Raw genomic sequence first — 16,606 nt, 5'->3', positions numbered from 1 at the left:
TACGGCAACCCGTCGACCTCGATACTGGCCGGATGGCGGAGTTGACCCGGTGGACGATTCACGGTGAGCGAGTGGTGGACGCACCCGGCGGGCGCAGTTGAGCATCGCGTCGGTGGAGCTGCCAGAAAGAGTCCGGTTCGAGCAGTACGTGATCCGTGCGCCCCGCTCAGCGATGGTCGCAGTTCTCGACGATCGGCAGCGCTTGCTTCTGATGCGACGACACCGCTTCGTCTTCGACCGCTGGGTCTGGGAGCTGCCGGGCGGCTATGTCGATGATCGCGAAGAGCCGGCGTTCTGCGCGGCCCGGGGAGGTCGGGGATGAGACCGGGTGGCGCCCGGGCGATGTCGAGCCGTTGTTGACCTTCCCCGCGGCGGGGCGCGGCGACCAAGCCGGCGCGATCGCGTCTGACACCGAAGCGCGGCGAGGCTTCGATCACGTCGCGTCGCCGGACGGCGAGGCTCAGAAGGAGGCCGAACGGACACGGCCGGCAGGGGGCTCGTCAGGGGCAGACCGGCGGATAGTAGGCCGAGGACGATAGTCACGACTTGGTCAGTCAGGTCACTGTCCAGTGAGCGGCGCCGCAGCCACGGTTGTCCACTGGTAGGTGCGGTGTTCTCGGCGCAGGGCGATGAGCGTTGCCTGTCGGATGGTAACCCGGGCGGGTTGCTGGTGGCGGAGGTCGTTGAGGCGGTCGCGGATCGGTTCGGCCGGTGCTTGTGAGCCGCTGTAGGCGATCGTGACGTGGGGGCGGAAACCTTCGGCGGCCTCCGGCACGGTCTGCCATACCGCGCCGATGGCCTCGCGGATGGTGGTGCGGAGTTGTTCGACGCGGTGCCAGGGACGCACGAGCAAGCCGACTCCTTCCGCGTCGGGGTCGACAGGGCCAAGTGACAGCTCCAGAGGCGGCAGTTTGGTGCAGCGTCGCTGGGTTTCGGCGACGATCGCCTCGATGTCGCTGTTGTTGACCTCGTCGGTGAAGCCGAGCCCTTGCATGGTCAGGTGCAGCCCGTCGAGCGGCACCAGGTCTAGTCCGGGCAAAGTGAGTTGGCGTTGCAGGTCGGTGACGAGGCGATGGAGTTCAGGCTGACGTTCGAAGGTGAGGTGCCATGTGTAGAACTGACGGCCGGCTCGCCAGCCCGGGCGCCAGTACCAGTGGTTGGTGAGTTCGGGCAGGTTCTGGTAGGCGGTCCAACGCTCGTGCAGGTTGGCCAGCTCCCGGCTGTTCATGGCAGCGATGGTAGAGCGGGCTGGGCGGCGGTACCGACCTGTGTGCGGTCGACGAGCATGTCGGCGACGTGCCGTAACGCCGGGTGATGGGCGAACGGCTGGGCGGTTGCGAGGAACTGGCGGGTACGTTGATGGACCGACTCGAAGCGCTGGTCCGCGGTGAGGGCGAGCGCTTCCTCTGCCAGCACGGCGGCCTGCTCCGGATCGGGGTCGCTGGCGTGCAGGTGTGCAGTGGCCAGGTCCAGGCGGCTTAGTGCTCGCGGGCCGGCGAGCTCTGCGGTGTCGAATGCCGTGATGGCGATGGCGAGGTGACTGGTGACCCCTGCGGTGCGGCCGAGCGCCAGGTAGGCGGTCGCCGCATTGGCCGCAGTCCTTGCCTGGCAGTACGGCCCGAGGGCAAGACTCGCGCTGACCTCCGAGCTGGCCGGGCGGTCGGACAGCATGGTGAATGCGCGGTCCACGGCGCGGTCGACGCCGTACCGGTCACCGAGGCGGGCGAGTGCCCGGGCCTGCCCGTTGATCGTTAGTCGGATGCGGTGTTCGCCGGTGCCGCTGCGCTGCAGACCGTCCTGGGCGTAGGCCAGCGCATCGTGATAGTCGCCGGTGTAGAAAGCGATCAGGCTTTGCGTGGCCCGCGTCCAGGCTTGCACCTCGGGCTGCTGGGCGGCCTCCGCGAGGTCGAACGCTTCGGCGGCGTAGGCGTGCGCCAAGCCGAACACGCCGAGGTCCAAGGCGAGCGCGCCGAGAAGTCCGGACAGGTGGGCGGCGACAGTGTAGAGCCGAGCACGTTGCGGTGGATGTTGCCTGCCTGCCATGAGTTGGTCGACGTAGACGCGTAGCGGTCGCATGCGTGCCATGAGTGCTGCCGGGGTGAGGCGTTCGTTGTCGGCGATCGCCTGCCGAACCTCCGATTCGACGTACGCCAGGCGGGCGTCATCGTCCGTGGAGGACTTCAGCGCCAGTCGACGGGCGTCAACACTGTCCTCGTATTCCCACAGAACAACGTCGTCATCCGCCTCCAGGCCATCGCGGCTGGAACTGGCGACAGATGCCACCGGCCCGGACGCAGCCCTGCCCTCCTGAATCGCCGACACGCGGCGTAGGCGGCGGTCTAGCTCGGTGATGCGATCGTACTCAGCGACGAGCGCGCCCCCGCTCCGCAGCGCTGTGTCGCAGCGCGACCAGAAAGTTCGGTCGGGATGTTGGTGACCGGTCTCGGTGTTCGCCACGGAACTGCGCCCGTACTGCACGAGCTGCGCAAACTCATGCTGGGTGTGGCCGCTGGCCCTTCGGAGCTGAGCCAGACGGCGACCGAGCGCACGGCGGGCGGTCCTGATCTCGTCGCTGTCAGCCACGCTACTCACTCCCATCCCCACGAGCACGGCGGATACAGCTTGTACCGAATTCGGCAACATAGCGTGATAGTTCCTCGGTCGCCGAGCAACATCAAGCCCGTCCGACAGCTGTACACCATCCATGGCCGCCTACCGCATTGGTCAGGTGCCCATTGTCCTGATCGATGCCTGCCGTTGGTCGCGTGGCGATGTCGGAATTCTGTCGGAGTTGCTGTGGTGTCTGGCGACAATGCTGGAGGTGGGCGATGGTGCTCTTGCCGACTCCGTTGGGCCTTTGATGACGATGAACGGGCTGATCACCCCTTGGCATCGGGGATTGGCAGCATTCGGCGGCCGTTCGGGCCGGCGACCGGGCGGGTGTACGTGTCGACGTAGCCGACACGCCAGCCGGACCCGACGACCACCGCGGAAGGGCAGCGTTGCTGCACCGTCCACAGGGAGTGCTTCACGATGAGTTTCCCAGTGGTAGTCGGGTGGCCCTGGTGGGCAGGGATGTTCCGAGCAGTTGTGCGGCCCCGTGGAGTTGTCGGAGCACGACCTGGGCGTGGCGCCGGTCGGTGTCGGGCCGGTGGTGGCCAGCGGCGGCAGTGGTGAGAAACCACCAGGCCGCCCAGACCCGGTGCCAACCCAGCGCCCACCGGGCGGCCGGAAGGCCGCCCCGGTCGGCTTCGGCGTCTGGGTGCCCGCCGGCAGCGACATAGGCGCGGATGAGCCGGGCGAGCAGACGGGGTTCGGGTGGCGTGCGGGTGCCGAACCAGGTAGCTAGGTCGAGCAGTCCTGGGCCGGTGAACGCTTTTGCCCAGTCGACGAGGCGGCATCCGGTGCGGCTGACGTGCAGCGAAGTGTGGTGGAACTCGCCGTGGCACAGCCCGAAGGGTGGCCGTTCGGCGCCATCGGCCCTGCGGCGTGCGACGGCGGCCAGCCGGTTCAGCGATTCCTCGATCGGTCTGGAGTCGGGGAAGCGTTCCTGTCGGCGGAGCGCGTTGAGCGCGTCGAGTGCTTGTCCGGGTAGCCGCGCCAGGCCCGCCTGGTCGAACACGGTCAGCCCGGTGATGTGGTCGAAGGCGTGGACCCGGCGGGCAGCGGCGGCGGCCTCCGCAGCGGTCGCCGCCCGGACCGGGCCGCCGAGGTCGTCCATCAGCATGCCCAGCGTCTCGGGGCGCTTCGCGTAGCCGTGGAGCACCGGCACTGCGGCGTCCCGCTCGTTGAGCGCCCGCAGCACGGCGGCCTCGCCGGTGAACGGCGCGGCGGCGACCTTGCAGACCACGCTGCTGCCGTCAGCGAAGAACAGCCGTTCAACGGCGGACAGCTCCCACTCCTGGATGGCCTGCCGCCCGGTCGGCACCCGACGCGCGCCGGTGAGCAGGTCACATCGCAGCTGCGCGACGAGGCGCTCATCGAGCCCGGGGGTGTTCACCGCGTACTCGCAGTGTGGATGCCGGTGGTGACCTGTTCGAGCTGGGCCAGGACGGCGTCGAGGTGCGCCGACATGCTGGTCGGCACCCGAGGTTGCGCCGCGTGTTGGAAGGCCCGGAAGTGCGGGAGCAGCGCGCACAGCACCGGCCGACGGGCGAAGAATCCGGTCACGTTCCCGGTTGCCCGGGCCCGTCGCAGCAGTGAGGTCAGCGCGACGATCTTGTCGGCGGTGGAGGCGAGCAGCACCGGTTGGTCATCGACACGGATGGGCGGATGGGGCCGGTCGAGGGCCTGGTGTTCGGCCTGGAGCGCGGCGATGATCCGGGCAATCTCAGGCCCGTATCGGGTGGTGAGGACCTGGTAGACGTCCGGCGAGGCCGGGGCAAGCTCGGGTGCGTCGTGAAGCAGCGCTGCCGCGATCACCTCGGGCGGCGGGGCGGCCACGTGGTCACCGATGGTCACCGCGACCCGGACCGCATGGGCCAGGGCCGGCCGGTCATCGATCGTGTGCCCCGCGCACCAGCCTCGGGCGTCGCGCAGGGCACGCTCGATGACGACGGGGCGGGGAGGCGACAAGACCGTCATACTCTGATACCTCCTGATTGCCGTACGATCGGCGCTATGTCCGGGCCGCTTCCGCACTGGTGCGAGCAGACCTGTGTCGTGTGTCCTGGGCAGCAGCTCGGGCCGGGCCAGTTCGACGTGGTCGACCGACCCGGGCCCGAGTTCGCCTACCGCCCGGATGTCGGCTGGCGGGCCACCGTCGACGGAGTCGCTGTGTGCGTCCACCCGTTCCGGGTGGGCCTTCCGCCCGGCCGTTACGCCTCGGCCGGGGCACCGGTCCCCGTTCAGGCGCCTCGACCAACGCCGACACCGCAGGCGCTGGAGTTGCCTGCCGATGTGGTGGATCTGGAAGGCTGGCTCGTCGCTGTGTTGCGGGACGCGCCCGCGGAGCAGATCTTCACCGCGGTGGCCCGCGCCGAGCGGTTGGCCGCCGAGCGGTTCGGCGCGAAACACGCAGTGGCGGCGCTGCGGCGGGTGCTGTCGGTGGAGCTGGCTGGCTAGCCGCTGACTGCCACGACCGTTTCCGGCTGGTCGAAGTCGAAGTCGTGGCTGCGCCCGTCGCGGCCGAGGCCGGCCGCCTGATAGTGGGCGTTGAGCAGGTCCAGGCGCCTTGTCACTTCGGCCGAGTCCAACCAGTACCGCAGCCGCTGCTCACCCCACCCCGCTGCGGCGTAGAACGCGTCGGTCACGCATCCACGGGTGTAGGTGAACTCCTCCAGCTCTGTCGCGTGCGGGAAGACCACGCCCAGGTCGGCCTGCATCCGGGACATCAGCGTGAACTGCGCCAGCACTGCGTGGATCATCTCGTCCACCGGCGCCGGCACCAGCAACTCGGCGGCCTGCTCGTCGCCGCCGGACAGCTCGAACACCGCAGCCTTGAGCGCGAGCACCCGCAGCGCCTCGACCAGCAGCGGACCAGCGTCGCGTTCCAGGGACCAGCGGCTGATCGCCGGGTAGCCGGTAAAGGTGGCCCAGCAGCTGGAGTACTTCATCGACGAGCCGTGCAGCCGGTCATACGCCGGGTGTGCTCGCATACGGTCGAGGATCTCGGCGGCCCGGCGGCCGACGTCTGCTACAGCCGGCATGGATCGACTGGTCATGGTGCATCCCTCCCTAGGGCAGTGGACACGCAGGAAACCGCTCGCCGCGCCGCGGCCAACGGCTCCGCACCACCTGCAGGGCCGCAGGCGGTGACATGGGCATCAAAAGCCGACAGCGCCAATGTCGAAAAGAGCCACCATCGGCTTTCGACATTTCTCTGACATTCCTGCCCGCATCAGTCGTCGCCGCGCGGTTGTCGGCAGATTGTCAGGACCGGCCGCCGAACCTGGCCGACACCGACCGAACTCGCCTTTAGTCGCTGTGTCCGGTGTCAGCGGCACCGCCGAGGTGTTACCGACCGGTCAGCCGAGTCGCCTTACTGAGGGAGAGTCAGTCGTGTCCATTGCCAGGATGCCACTGCTCCTGTCGATCACACCGGCCCTCGTGACGGTGACAGCGGCGCGATACAACGTGCGGACGAGGGTGATCAACAGCATGAACGTCCCGCTGGTACGAGGTGCGGAGTCTGTTCCCAACCGGCCGAACGGACGTGACGATTCTGCTCGCAGGGTACTCGGCTTGCAGGTTCCGAATGAGGCGGTGTTCTGCGCGACCGGCAACGACGTTCCCGTGCTGGCCGCGCTTCTGGCTCAGAATCTGTCGGCCGGATCGTCGGGTACGTGGCTGGTGCCTGACGCGGCCGTGCGCGATAGGGCTCTGCGTCGGTATGCCGAGTTCGTACTGATGTATGCGGTGCAGCACGGCCGGGTTGACACGACCGAGGATCGTGCCGCGGTCGCGGTGTGGTTTTCGCGGCTGGAGCCACCGCCGACCGGTGCGGGGTGGGGGTGTGAGCTGCGCCGGTTGCTCGGCCCATTCGCGGCGCGGTTCGCGGTGCTGCACGCGGTGGTGCCGCGTACGCCGCATCACTATCTGGCACAGTTCGCGGCCCGTCCTGCGGGGGCGGCGGCGAGGGCGTTGCTGGCGAGCTGTCACGGGGTCGTGGATGCCGAAGGGCTGCCGGCGTACACGCAGGTGTGCGGCAGCGAACCTCGCGAGAGCTTGTTTGGCCAGCTCGGCTACCTGCCGCGGTCACCGTTGCTGTTGGGGCCCGGTGGCCCGGTGCTGTGGCGGATGTACCGGCCGCGGCGCGGCGGTGAGCGGCGTGACGGCCTGCCCCGGCGTGTGCGGCTGCACCGGGCCGCAGCGCCTTTCGCCGGCGCAGGGCCGTCGGCGGCACCGCCGCTTCCAGGCCGGGTCGACACGACCTGACAGCCGTTTCGGCACCTGGATACACGGCTGCTGGCCTTCGGCCAGCGGGGCCTTTGCATACGCCTTTCCCCTCGATGCAAGGAGGCGATCCTCATGCTGTCTGCTACGACCCGTTGCCCGATCCGGCAACGACGGCCGAATGCTGGCCGGTGGCTGTTGGCGTGGCTCGCTGCTGCGCCTGCCGGTGCCGCCGCCGTCACGGACGCGGGAGCTGTGACGTCGCGCGAGTTCGTCTGGGGGTACGCGATCAGGCGGGAGTGGCCGGACGGCAGTCACGACTTGTTCGGGTTCGCGCCGGACGCCCGCGTCGCGCAGCGGCGGCTCGGTCGGGACCAGGACTACTGGCGGGGCGGCCCGGTACGGCCGGTGGCGGTGTACGTCGTGGCCGCGAGCACGGCCGACGTGGACGGTCACCCGGTGGACGGCTGCCGCCGCCCCGGCTGTCCCAACGTGCCGGAGCACTCGCGCTTTCCGGACTCCCCGGATCGGGGGCAGCGGTGAGGTCGACGCACGTGCAGGTGGCCCTCGCCCGGCGGACGTTGACTCCGTTCGGCCTGTGGGTGTTCGGGGCGGCGGCGTCGGCGCCGATGGTGGTGCTGGCAGGAGGCATCGTCGCCACGTACGCGACCACGGGGGTGGAGGCGTTGCCGCTGGTGTTCGTGCTGGTGGCCGGCGTCGTGGCGGTGCTCGCGGTCGGATACACGGCGATGGCCCGGCAGGTGGGGCACGCGGCGGCGTACTACGGCATCTTGGCGCACGGTCTGGGTCGTAGCTGGGGTGTGGCCGCCGGTCTGGTCGCCCTGATCGCGTACAACGCGATCCAGACGAGCCTGTTCGGGTTGTTCGGCGCGACGCTGGCCGGGCAGCTCGGCGGCGCGTGGTGGGTGTGGGCGGGCATCGCCGTGGCCGTGGTCGGGGTGGTAGGTGTGCGGGCGATCGTGCTGTCGACCCGCGTGCTGGCCGCCGTGCTGGCGGTATCCCTGCTGATCGTCACCGCGTTCACGCTGGCCGGTCTCGCGCAGCCGGCGGACGGCGGGTTGTCCTGGGAAGGCTTCGACGCCTCGAGCCTGGCGGTCAGCGGTATCGGCGGTGCGGTCGCCTTCTGCGTGGCCGCGTTCATGGGCACCGACGCGCCGGGCTCGTTCGTCGAAGAGGCCATCGACCGCCGGTCGGTCGGCCGGGCCACCATCGCCGCGGTGCTCGTCCTCGGCGGGGTGTATGCGGCAGCGGCGTGGGCGATGGGCATCGCCGCCGGTCCCCGATCCGTCGTCGACGTGGCTGCCGACCCTGCGGCGGGCCTGCCGTTGTCGGTGCTGGAGCGCCTGGGCGGCTGGTGGGTACCGCTCGCGCAGACGGTACTGATCTGCGCGGTCATCACGTCGATGCTGGCCTTCCATTCGGTCATCGCCCGGTATGTGTTCGCGATGGCCCGGGAAGGCGTGCTTCCTGCCGGGCTCGCAAGGACCGGCAGCGCGACTCGGGTCAGCGCGCCGCGCGGCGGTTCCCTGACGCAGACCGGCATCGCCGTCGTGGTGGTGGGCGGGTTCGCGTCATCCGGCGCGGACCCGGTCGCGGTGATGTTCACCTGGCTGTCGGCCTTGGGCGCGATGGGCTTGTTGTGCCTGCTCCTGGCCGCCTCGGTGGCGGCGGTGCGAGCACCGGCCGGCCTGCGAGGCCCGAAGGCCGGCGTGTGGGAATGGCGGCTCGCGCCCGTGATCGGTGTGGCGGGCGGGGTGGTGGTGCTGGCCTTGATGGTCGGCAACGTGGGCTCCCTGCTCGGTGCCCCGCCGGGGTCACGGGCGCCGCTGCTGCTGCCCGCGATCCTCGTCGCCACGGCCGTCGTGGGCGGGTTGTGGGCCGGGCAGGTGCGCCGGTCCCGTCCGGAGGTCTACGCCGGTATCGGCCGTGGCACACCGGCCACCCATGCCGTACCCGACGCCATCAACGTCTCCATCTGACAAGGGGCGCAAGCGATGAGGACTCACACGGCGATGACCCCGCCTGGCGGACGCTACGGCGTCGATCCCCTGCATCCCGGCTGGCGGCCGGAACCTCCTCCGGCGGCGCCACCGGGCCCGCGTGCCCCGGCTGTCGGCGCGCCGCCCGGCTACCACGGGCCGGGGGAGTACCACCGGCCGCCGCCGCCCCCGGCCCCTCCAACCTCGCCTGCGGCAGTACCCCCGCCGGACATGCCCACGGACCAGCCTGCGCCCGACGGAAACGAGGTGCCGGGACAAGCGCGGCGGTGGGCGGATCTGCGCGTGCAGGTTGCCTACCGGTGCAGGCGGCTCAACACCGGACACATGGTCGAGGCGGACCAGCGCCACGACACCCGTGAGGCGCTCGGCCCGCACGCTCTGATGCTGTTCTTCGTCTCCGAGGCACCGGCCGAGCCGCACGGCTACCTGCTGCACACCGCCTACCGGCTGTGGCTGGCCTCCCCGGAATCCGAGGACCTGCCCCGGCTCCTGGCCGACCTATCCGAGGTGGTCCGGACCAACATCGCCCGCGCCGCCTCCGCCGGACGGCGGTGGAATCCGCTCGGGCCGGACGCCTCGATGGTCAACGGCGGAGACATGAGCCCGCCGCCGAGCGCCACCTACGTCGGCGTCGGGGTCAGCACCCTCGACTCCGACCAGGGCCGCTGGCAGCAGGTCGCCCGCACCCTCCGGGACGGATCCGGCGGCCGGTACCTGTCGGCCTTCGACCTCAAGGGCCAGTGCTACGTGCTGCTGACCGACGGCACCGCCCTGCACCTGGACCGTGACCCCCAGGCCCGCATCGGCGTCGACGGGATCCGCTGCACCAAGACCCTCGACCCGGACCGGCCCGCCTACTGGCACAACCCGCACGCCAACCTCACGCAGCAGGGCGACGACGCCACCCGCGAGCTGTGGCGACGACTCGGCACGCTCCACCACACCCTCACCTCCCACCTGCACGGCGGGCGGCCGGCGTGACCCACACCCTGAGACTGGCCGCCGCCGCGGACCTGAGCCGCGCGCCGATCGACATCACGGCCGTGCTGGACCACCTCGTTCGCGAAGCCGACGCCACGGCGGCGACGAGCATCGGGTTCCCCGGCGCTGTGGACCTCGACCACACGGAGGTCATGACCCGCCTCGGCGGCAGGCTGTGGAACAACATCGGCGACCCCGCCGACGAGGGCGGAATCGCGCACACCCGGGCGCTGGAACGCGCGGTCATCACCTGGACAGCCGACCTGCTCGCCATGCCCGCAGACGACCGGTGGGGCTACGTCACCAGGGGCGGCACGGAAGGCACCCTGTCCGCCCTGCACGCCGCGCACCGGCGGAAACCGACGGCACGGATCTACTACTCAGCCGCCGCCCACTACTCCGTGGCCAAGGTGGTGCGCCTGCTCGGTGGGCACGGCATCCTGGTCCACGCGCGCCCCGATGGGGAGATGGACTACGCGCACCTCGCCGAGCAGCTCCACCGGCGGCGCCGCTTCCCGGCGATCGTCGTCGCGACCGCCGGCACCACCATGACCGAGGCGGTCGACGACACCAGCCGCATCCGCGCGGTCCTCGACGAGCATCACGCAGGCGGGCATCTGCACGTCGACGCGGCCCTGTCCGGCATCCCCCTGGCCCTCGACGGACGGCTGTCCCTCGATGACGCCAGCGGCATCGGCAGCGTCGCGATCAGCGGCCACAAGTTCTTCGGCACACCGACGCCGTGCGGCATCGTGCTCATCCGCGACCACCTACGCGCCGCCGGTTCCCGGGTGGCCTACACCGCCACGGCGGACACCACCATCACCGGCTCCCGCTGTGGCCTGTCGGCTGCGCTGTTGTGGCATGCCATCGCCGTTCACGGACGGGAAGGGCACCGGTGGCGGGCCAGCGAGGCCCGCCGGCTGGCTGCCTACACCGTCGAGCGGCTCAACGCTGTCGGCTGGCCCGCCTGGCGGCACCCGCACGCCTTCACCGTCGTCCTGCCCACCCCACCCGAGCACGTACGCCGAAAGTGGCTCCTGGCCACCGACGGCGACACCAGCCACCTCATCTGCATGCCCGGCATCACCCCCGGCCAGGTCGACGCCTTCGTCGCCGACATCGCCGCCACCCGCCCGCGAATCCGGCCGATCCCGCGACCGAGACCGGCGACGGCATCTCCCGCCAGCTCCCACGTGCGCTAACCACACCAGCACCAGCCACCCGACCGACGAAGGGCAACCATCATGACCACCGGATACGTCTTCCATCCCGAGTACCTGTGGCACGACACCGGCACCAGCGCCGGCCTGCTACCCGCCGACCCGACCGCCGGTGTCCAACCCGCCGTGCACGTCGAGAACCCTGACGCGAAGCGACGCGTCCACGAGCTGATCCACGCCTGCGGGCTGCTGGGCGAGCTGATGGTCATCGAGCCTCGCCGAGCCACCGTCGCCGAACTGACCCGCGTGCACACCGCCGCCTACGTCCAGCACATCAAGACCCAAAGCGACCTACGCGGCGGGGGAGGCGACGCCGGAGACGGCTTCTCGCCGGTCGGGCACGGCAGCTACGACATCGCCCGCCTCGCCGCCGGCGGGCTGATCGAACTCGTCACCGCCGCCGCCCACGGCGACATCACCAACGGCTACGCCCTGGTCCGACCACCCGGCCATCACGCCACCGCCAACCAGGGGATGGGTTTCTGCCTGTTCAACAACATCGCCGTCGCCGCCCGCCACGCCCAAGCCGAACTCGGGCTCGCCCGCGTCGCGGTCGTGGACTGGGACGCCCACCACGGCAACGGCACCCAGGCCATCTTCAACGACGACCCGAGCGTGCTCACCATCAGCCTGCACCAAGCCGGCTGCTTCCCACCCGACTCCGGATGGACCCACGAAAACGGCACCGGCGACGGCACCGGCTACGCCCTCAACGTGCCCCTACCACCCGGCAGCGGCCACGCCGCCTACCTGACCGCCATGCACCAGGTGGTTCTCCCGGCGCTGGACCGCTTCGCCCCCGACCTGATCCTGCTCGCCAACGGCTTCGACGCGAACGTCTTCGACCCCCTGGCACGCCAGATGCTCACCGCCGCCTCCTACCGAGAGATGACCCGCCTGCTCGTCGGCGCCGCGGACCGGCTCTGCCACGGCCGGCTCATCGCCGCCCACGAAGGCGGCTACAGCCCCTTCTACACCCCCTACTGCGCCCTGGCGTTCCTCGAAGAACTCACCGGCACCACCACCCACGTCACCGACCCCCTCGCCGCCGTCGTCGCCGGGTACACCGCCGAACCCTTCCTGCCCCACCAGCGCGAGGTGATTGCGGCAGCCGCACAGCTCGTCGAACGGATCAGCCCAGCCGCCACCAGCATCACCGGCTCCCGGTAAGGCAGCACCAGCACCTGACGCCACCGGCATCACCCGCCACGCCGACATCCGGAGGACGCCATGACAACCACGCTGCCGGCCCACGCCGGGCCGATACACCTACTACTGAACCCGAGCATTCACACGGTCCTGAACCGACTCGACATCCGCACCAACCAGCGGGTGCTGGACGTCGGCGCCACCGAGGAGACCACCACCCCCCTGGCCCGGCTCGTCGGCCGCTACGGGACCGTCACCGACATGCCCACCCCACGTACCACGACCGCAGCCGTGACCCGCCTGCAGTGACATGACAAGCCGACCAGCCGCCGCGCTCAGAGGGAAGGCGCAGCGACCGGGCCCTCGTGGCTGGCGGCAGCGGCTCTCCCGTCCCCGACCGCCGACCACCCCAACCAGCACGACGACAAAGGCAGCAAGAGAAAGGCAGGGCACGAGGTGCCACACCACATCCGGGCCGCGCGGTGGCGCGAACAGGACATCGTCGCCACGGTGATCGCCGAAGCCCTCCAACCCACTCCCATCGCCGCCTGGCTGATACCCGACCAGGAACAACGAGGCCGGGTCTTGGCCGACGTCGCCGCCATCTGGGTCGAACACGCCATGTTCTACGGCGACGTGCACATCACCAGCGACCTCACCGCCGCCACCGTCTGCTTCCACCAATACGGGCCTGTTCCACCACCGGCCGACTACGCCACGCGCCTCGCTACAGCCGCCGGCCCACACGCCGAGCGCTTTCGTCTCCTGGACGACATCATGGACAGCCGACAACCGACTACGGCGCACTACCACCTCGCCTTTCTGGCCGTGCGCCCCACGCACCAGCGGACCGGCCGAGGCCGGGCGCTGACGGAGCACCTGCGCTGCCGGCTCGACCTCATCGAACTGCCGTCCTGGACCCTCACCCTCCCCGCCGGGCAACACCTCCTCGCCCAGGCTGGCTACGACGCTGACCACGCGATCGCGCGCCCGGCCGAGGGCGTGACCATCCAACCGATGTGCCGTCGCCCCGGCCAGCGCGACCAGGTAGACCGGGTCCAGGGGCCGGTTCTGCCACTCGGTCATCCCCTCGACGACCTTGTCGGTGATCGTGGAGATCGTCTGCCGTGACACGCCGGCGCTATGCACCTCCGCCAGGTGGGCCTGGATCTCCCCGGTCGTCAGGCCTTTGGCCGACAGCGAGATGACCATGTCGTCAACGCCAGACAACCGGCGCTGGCGCTTGCGCACAATCTGCGGTTTGAACGACCCGTCGCGGTCACGCGGAACGTCGATCTCGACCGGGCCGACGTCGGTGAGCAGGGACTTGGTTCGTATACCGTTGCGGGAGTTCCCGCTGTTCTTGCCCGCCGCGTCGCCCTTGTCATAGCCCAGGTGATCGGTGACCTCACCCTCGAGCGCCGATTCCAGGACACGTTTCGTCAGCTGTTGCAGCAGCCCTCATCGCCGGTCAGCTGTAACTCAGCCGCACGAGCCTGCTCCACCAGCTGGGCGGCCAGCTCCCCGTCGACACCCTCCACCGACTGCCCCGGCACGTTCCTCGCCACCGCGGCAGTATCCACCGGCGATCGTCGATCCATCAGACATCAAGTGCTGCCCCTTGATCAGGAGTTACACCGTTCGTCTACAGACCCGGCTGCGTCCGCCCGGGGTGAGGCCCAGCGGACGCAGCGCTGCGCGAGGCCCGCGAAGAGACCGGACTGACGGGGTTCACCGCCGTGCGCAAGCTGGGGGAGATCGAGTACGACATCAGCGCGCTCCGCTTCGAGTTCCAACGTCGGCACGTCTTCGCGCTGGCGCTACACGGAGCGACGCCCGAACGACGGGCGAGCCAGGAAGACCACGACGGCGAGCAGGAGCCCACCCGCTTCGAGTGCTTCTGGACACCGTTACAGGCCGCCCACGTCCTGCAGTCCGGCCAAGGCGCCCTCGTAGGCCGATTGTTCGACTAATACGGCAGCCGCCGTTCGGGATCATGGCTGGAGTTCGAGGTTGAGGCGTCGGGTGTAGTGGGCTTGGCGGGCTCGGGCTTGATGCTGGCGCCGCCAGTCTGACCAGCGCAGACGGTGGGCGAGGTTGCTGAGCGGGCGGATGATGCAGGCGTTGATCAGGCGCCGGACCTCGTTGACGGTGAGCTTGATCAGTCCGGTGTCGGCCGGGTTGTGGTCGGCGGCGTCGGCGGCGCAGATCGCCAGGACGGCGAGGGCGGCCAGGGCGAGGGTGGTGAACCGGTGCCAGGAGTCCCAGCGGCGGACCTGGTGCTGGTCGAGACCGACCTGGCCCTTGGCAGCTTGGAAGCTCTCCTCAACCGTCCAGCGGATGCCCGCGACCCGCACGAGTTGGGCCAGGGTGGCCGGTTGCGGGGTCCAGCAGCGGTAGAAGGCCAGCTCACCGGTGGTGGTGTTGCGGCGGATCAGGAGGCTGTGGTGGCCGCCGTCGTCGGGGTCGGCGTCGGTGCAGACGTCGTCGAGCCAGGCCCAGTCGTAGAAGCGTGGCCCTTTCGACCCGGCACCGGCGCTGCGACGTTGCCACGCCGAGGCCGGCAGCTCGGCGGCGACCCGGTCAGCCCGAACCCGGGTCTTGCCGCCGTCGAGTGGGACCAGGTGGCTGCGGGACACGGCCAGGACATAACCCAGGCGGTGGTGGCGTAGGTGGGCACGGAAGACGCTGCTGTTGCCATAGGCCTCGTCCGCGGCCGCCCACCCGGCCGGGACGCCGGCGTCGACGGCCGCGGTGATCATGTCGGCGGCCAGCTCGGACTTCGTGGCGAAGGCGACCTCGTCGGGAACCCCGGCGGCCTGGCATCGGTCCCGGTCATCGGTCCACGACACCGGCAGGTAGACCCGGCGGTCGATCAGCGTGTGCCCATGCCGGCTGGCATAGCCGCAGAACACCCCCACCTGCGCATTCTCGATCCTGCCGGCGGTGCCGGTGTACTGGCGTTGCACTCCGATGGTGTGCACGCCCTTCTTCAGGTCCCCGGTCTCGTCCACGACCAGCACCGCGTCCGGATCACCGAACCGGCCCACGACCACCGCCCGCACATCGTCGCGGACCGCATCGGCATCCCACACCGCCCGAGACAACAACCGCTGCATCGCGTCCGGCCGGGCATGCCCGGCCCGCTCCGCCAACTGCCAGCACGTCTTGACCTCGATGTCGGCCAGCAGCCCTGTCACGAACGCCGTCGCCGTCCGACGCGGCTCGACCCGCCCGAAGCGTCCCGCGAACGCATCGCACACCCCGGTCAGGACTTGCCGCCACCGGTCTGGGTTTACGCTGTGGCACGCGGCCACCGCCAGATCTGAAGTCATGTCCACAGCAGACAGACGATCACGCGGTGGCCGCACCTCGTCTACCCGGCCCCACCAGCGACATCTCAAACGGCGGCTGCCGTACTAACCAGGATTCCCAACAGCGCCGATCGATCCCGTTCGCCGAAGTATTAAGGTTGTCGGGTGACGCGTGCGGACCCGGTTGATGACTTTCGTGCCGCGGTCGCGCAGTTGGCTGCCCTTGCCGACGAGGTGGCTGCCGAGCGTTCTCAGGAGGAGGTCCTCGAGGCTCTAACCGATCTTCGAGTCGCTGTGACTCGGGCGTACCGCGGGCGGCGTCCGCGATCGGAGTTCGGTGGGGCTCGTGGACGGATCCTCCGGCATCTGACGAAGCATCTGGGCGAATGGGTGGGTAGCGACGAGATAGCCGCCGTATCCGGCATCGGGGAGTGGGCTCGCCGGATACGTGAACTTCGGTGGGAAGACGGGTACGAAATCGAGGAGGGTCGCGGCCGCTACCGTCTACTCGCCGAGAGTCCCGACCTTGCTCGGCAGGCCCGTTTCCGTACGGTCACGTCGATTCGAGAAATGAACGGTCCGGTCGACGAGCGTGTGCTTACGCTACTCCGGTCGCTCGTGAGGACCGCCGTGACGGCGGACGAGTTGGACAGGGTCGCTCGCGGCAAGACCGGGGCGACCGTCGCCCGTCAGATCAGGAACCGTGACCTTCTGCCGATCGAGACGGACGCGGACGCCCCGGACTTGCGCGCTGGGGAGCACCGACTGGTGTCGATGCGGGAGGCGGATCTGCTGCATCCGTCACAGCGACTTTTCCCAGAGGACCTACGTCGGCAGGTCTTCCTCCGCGACAAGTTCACCTGCCGAACGTGCCGACGTGGACACCCCGGCGCGGACGCCCCGGCCGACGAGGTCTTCTACCTGGAGGTCTGCCATCTCGATGCGGCGCCCGACGCAGTGGTTGAGCTTTCCGCTGATCGTGTCGGCAGGCTCGCCCGGCTGGCGGCGAGTTGTAACGAGTGCATGGGCGCCACCGCACCTCCTTGGAGGTAGCGGTCCTCGGCTGCAGCCATCTCGCGACCGT

15 protein-coding genes and 3 pseudogenes are annotated in these 16,606 nt (G+C 69.9%); 11 read left to right on the top strand and 7 right to left on the bottom strand.

What is annotated here, in order from left to right; all coding sequences use genetic code 11:
- Positions 1 to 32: 32 nt before the first annotated feature.
- Positions 33 to 386: pseudogene (locus CLT75_RS13135) on the top strand (NUDIX hydrolase); the annotation flags it as partial.
- Between the two features lie 173 nt (positions 387 to 559).
- Here the strand turns inward: CLT75_RS13135 and CLT75_RS13130 are convergent.
- The 4 genes from CLT75_RS13130 to CLT75_RS13115 form a co-directional block, all read right to left on the bottom strand.
- Positions 560 to 1,228 (bottom strand): 2'-5' RNA ligase family protein, encoded by a 669-nt coding sequence (locus CLT75_RS13130; protein WP_135241028.1) that lies wholly within the window; start codon positions 1,226 to 1,228, stop codon positions 560 to 562.
- Complete coding sequence (locus tag CLT75_RS13125; protein WP_135244003.1) at positions 1,225 to 2,598, bottom strand: helix-turn-helix domain-containing protein; 1,374 nt, start codon at positions 2,596 to 2,598, stop codon at positions 1,225 to 1,227. Before CLT75_RS13125 ends, CLT75_RS13130 begins: the two co-directional genes overlap by 4 nt.
- Before the next feature lie 430 nt (positions 2,599 to 3,028).
- Positions 3,029 to 4,000: a phosphotransferase family protein gene (locus CLT75_RS13120; RefSeq protein ID WP_135241027.1), complete on the bottom strand. Its 972-nt coding sequence runs from the start codon at positions 3,998 to 4,000 to the stop codon at positions 3,029 to 3,031.
- Positions 3,997 to 4,584, bottom strand: coding sequence for an HD domain-containing protein (locus CLT75_RS13115; RefSeq protein ID WP_135241026.1), 588 nt, complete (start codon positions 4,582 to 4,584; stop codon positions 3,997 to 3,999). Before CLT75_RS13115 ends, CLT75_RS13120 begins: the two co-directional genes overlap by 4 nt.
- Before the next feature lie 36 nt (positions 4,585 to 4,620).
- Between CLT75_RS13115 and CLT75_RS13110 the strand changes: the two genes are divergently transcribed.
- On the top strand, positions 4,621 to 5,064 hold the full coding sequence (locus CLT75_RS13110) for a hypothetical protein (RefSeq protein WP_135241025.1): 444 nt from the start codon (positions 4,621 to 4,623) through the stop codon (positions 5,062 to 5,064).
- On the opposite strand, the gene CLT75_RS13105 is transcribed toward CLT75_RS13110, so the two are convergent.
- Positions 5,061 to 5,663 (bottom strand): hypothetical protein, encoded by a 603-nt coding sequence (locus CLT75_RS13105; RefSeq protein ID WP_135241024.1) that lies wholly within the window; start codon positions 5,661 to 5,663, stop codon positions 5,061 to 5,063. The genes CLT75_RS13110 and CLT75_RS13105 overlap by 4 nt on opposite strands.
- A 337-nt stretch (positions 5,664 to 6,000) precedes the next feature.
- On the opposite strand from CLT75_RS13105, the gene CLT75_RS13100 reads away from it, so the two are divergent.
- The 7 genes from CLT75_RS13100 to CLT75_RS32655 all read left to right on the top strand — a co-directional run bounded on the left by CLT75_RS13100 (position 6,001) and on the right by CLT75_RS32655 (position 12,517).
- The gene (locus tag CLT75_RS13100; RefSeq protein ID WP_486485164.1) at positions 6,001 to 6,876 is read left to right on the top strand and encodes an N-acetyltransferase; all 876 of its coding nucleotides are present in this window, start codon (positions 6,001 to 6,003) and stop codon (positions 6,874 to 6,876) included.
- A gap of 213 nt (positions 6,877 to 7,089) precedes the next feature.
- On the top strand, positions 7,090 to 7,377 hold the full coding sequence (locus tag CLT75_RS13095) for a hypothetical protein (protein ID WP_135241023.1): 288 nt from the start codon (positions 7,090 to 7,092) through the stop codon (positions 7,375 to 7,377).
- Between the two features lie 11 nt (positions 7,378 to 7,388).
- Positions 7,389 to 8,834 carry an APC family permease gene (locus CLT75_RS13090; protein WP_135244001.1) on the top strand — a complete coding sequence of 482 codons (1,446 nt, stop codon included), beginning with the start codon at positions 7,389 to 7,391 and terminating at the stop codon, positions 8,832 to 8,834.
- A 303-nt stretch (positions 8,835 to 9,137) separates the two neighbouring features.
- On the top strand, positions 9,138 to 9,836 hold the full coding sequence (locus tag CLT75_RS13085; protein WP_486485163.1) for a hypothetical protein: 699 nt from the start codon (positions 9,138 to 9,140) through the stop codon (positions 9,834 to 9,836).
- Positions 9,833 to 11,041 carry a histidine decarboxylase gene (locus CLT75_RS13080; protein WP_135241022.1) on the top strand — a complete coding sequence of 403 codons (1,209 nt, stop codon included), beginning with the start codon at positions 9,833 to 9,835 and terminating at the stop codon, positions 11,039 to 11,041. Before CLT75_RS13085 ends, CLT75_RS13080 begins: the two co-directional genes overlap by 4 nt.
- 42 nt (positions 11,042 to 11,083) lie before the next feature.
- Entirely contained in the window at positions 11,084 to 12,229 is a 1,146-nt protein-coding gene (locus CLT75_RS13075; protein WP_135241021.1) for a class II histone deacetylase, read from the top strand.
- 60 nt (positions 12,230 to 12,289) lie between these two features.
- Positions 12,290 to 12,517, top strand: a complete 228-nt coding sequence (locus CLT75_RS32655) for a hypothetical protein (protein ID WP_167796854.1) — start codon at positions 12,290 to 12,292, stop codon at positions 12,515 to 12,517.
- A gap of 615 nt (positions 12,518 to 13,132) precedes the next feature.
- Here CLT75_RS32655 and CLT75_RS13065 read toward each other — a convergent pair.
- Positions 13,133 to 13,809: pseudogene (locus CLT75_RS13065) on the bottom strand (transposase); the annotation flags it as partial.
- Positions 13,810 to 13,899: 90 nt separating this feature from the next.
- On the opposite strand from CLT75_RS13065, the pseudogene CLT75_RS13060 reads away from it, so the two are divergent.
- Positions 13,900 to 14,181, top strand: a pseudogene (locus CLT75_RS13060) (NUDIX domain-containing protein); the annotation flags it as partial.
- A 21-nt stretch (positions 14,182 to 14,202) separates the two neighbouring features.
- On the opposite strand, the gene CLT75_RS13055 reads toward CLT75_RS13060, so the two are convergent.
- Entirely contained in the window at positions 14,203 to 15,543 is a 1,341-nt protein-coding gene (locus CLT75_RS13055; protein WP_278090470.1) for an IS701 family transposase, read from the bottom strand.
- Between the two features lie 144 nt (positions 15,544 to 15,687).
- On the opposite strand from CLT75_RS13055, the gene CLT75_RS13050 reads away from it, so the two are divergent.
- Entirely contained in the window at positions 15,688 to 16,575 is an 888-nt protein-coding gene (locus CLT75_RS13050) for a helix-turn-helix domain-containing protein (protein WP_135241019.1), read from the top strand.
- The last annotated feature ends 31 nt before the right edge of the window (positions 16,576 to 16,606 follow it).

It is taken from the genome of Micromonospora sp. CNZ285 (assembly GCF_004637285.1).
The sequence above is the reverse complement of the archived record's forward strand: the minus strand, read 5'-3'. Positions and strand labels throughout refer to the sequence as shown.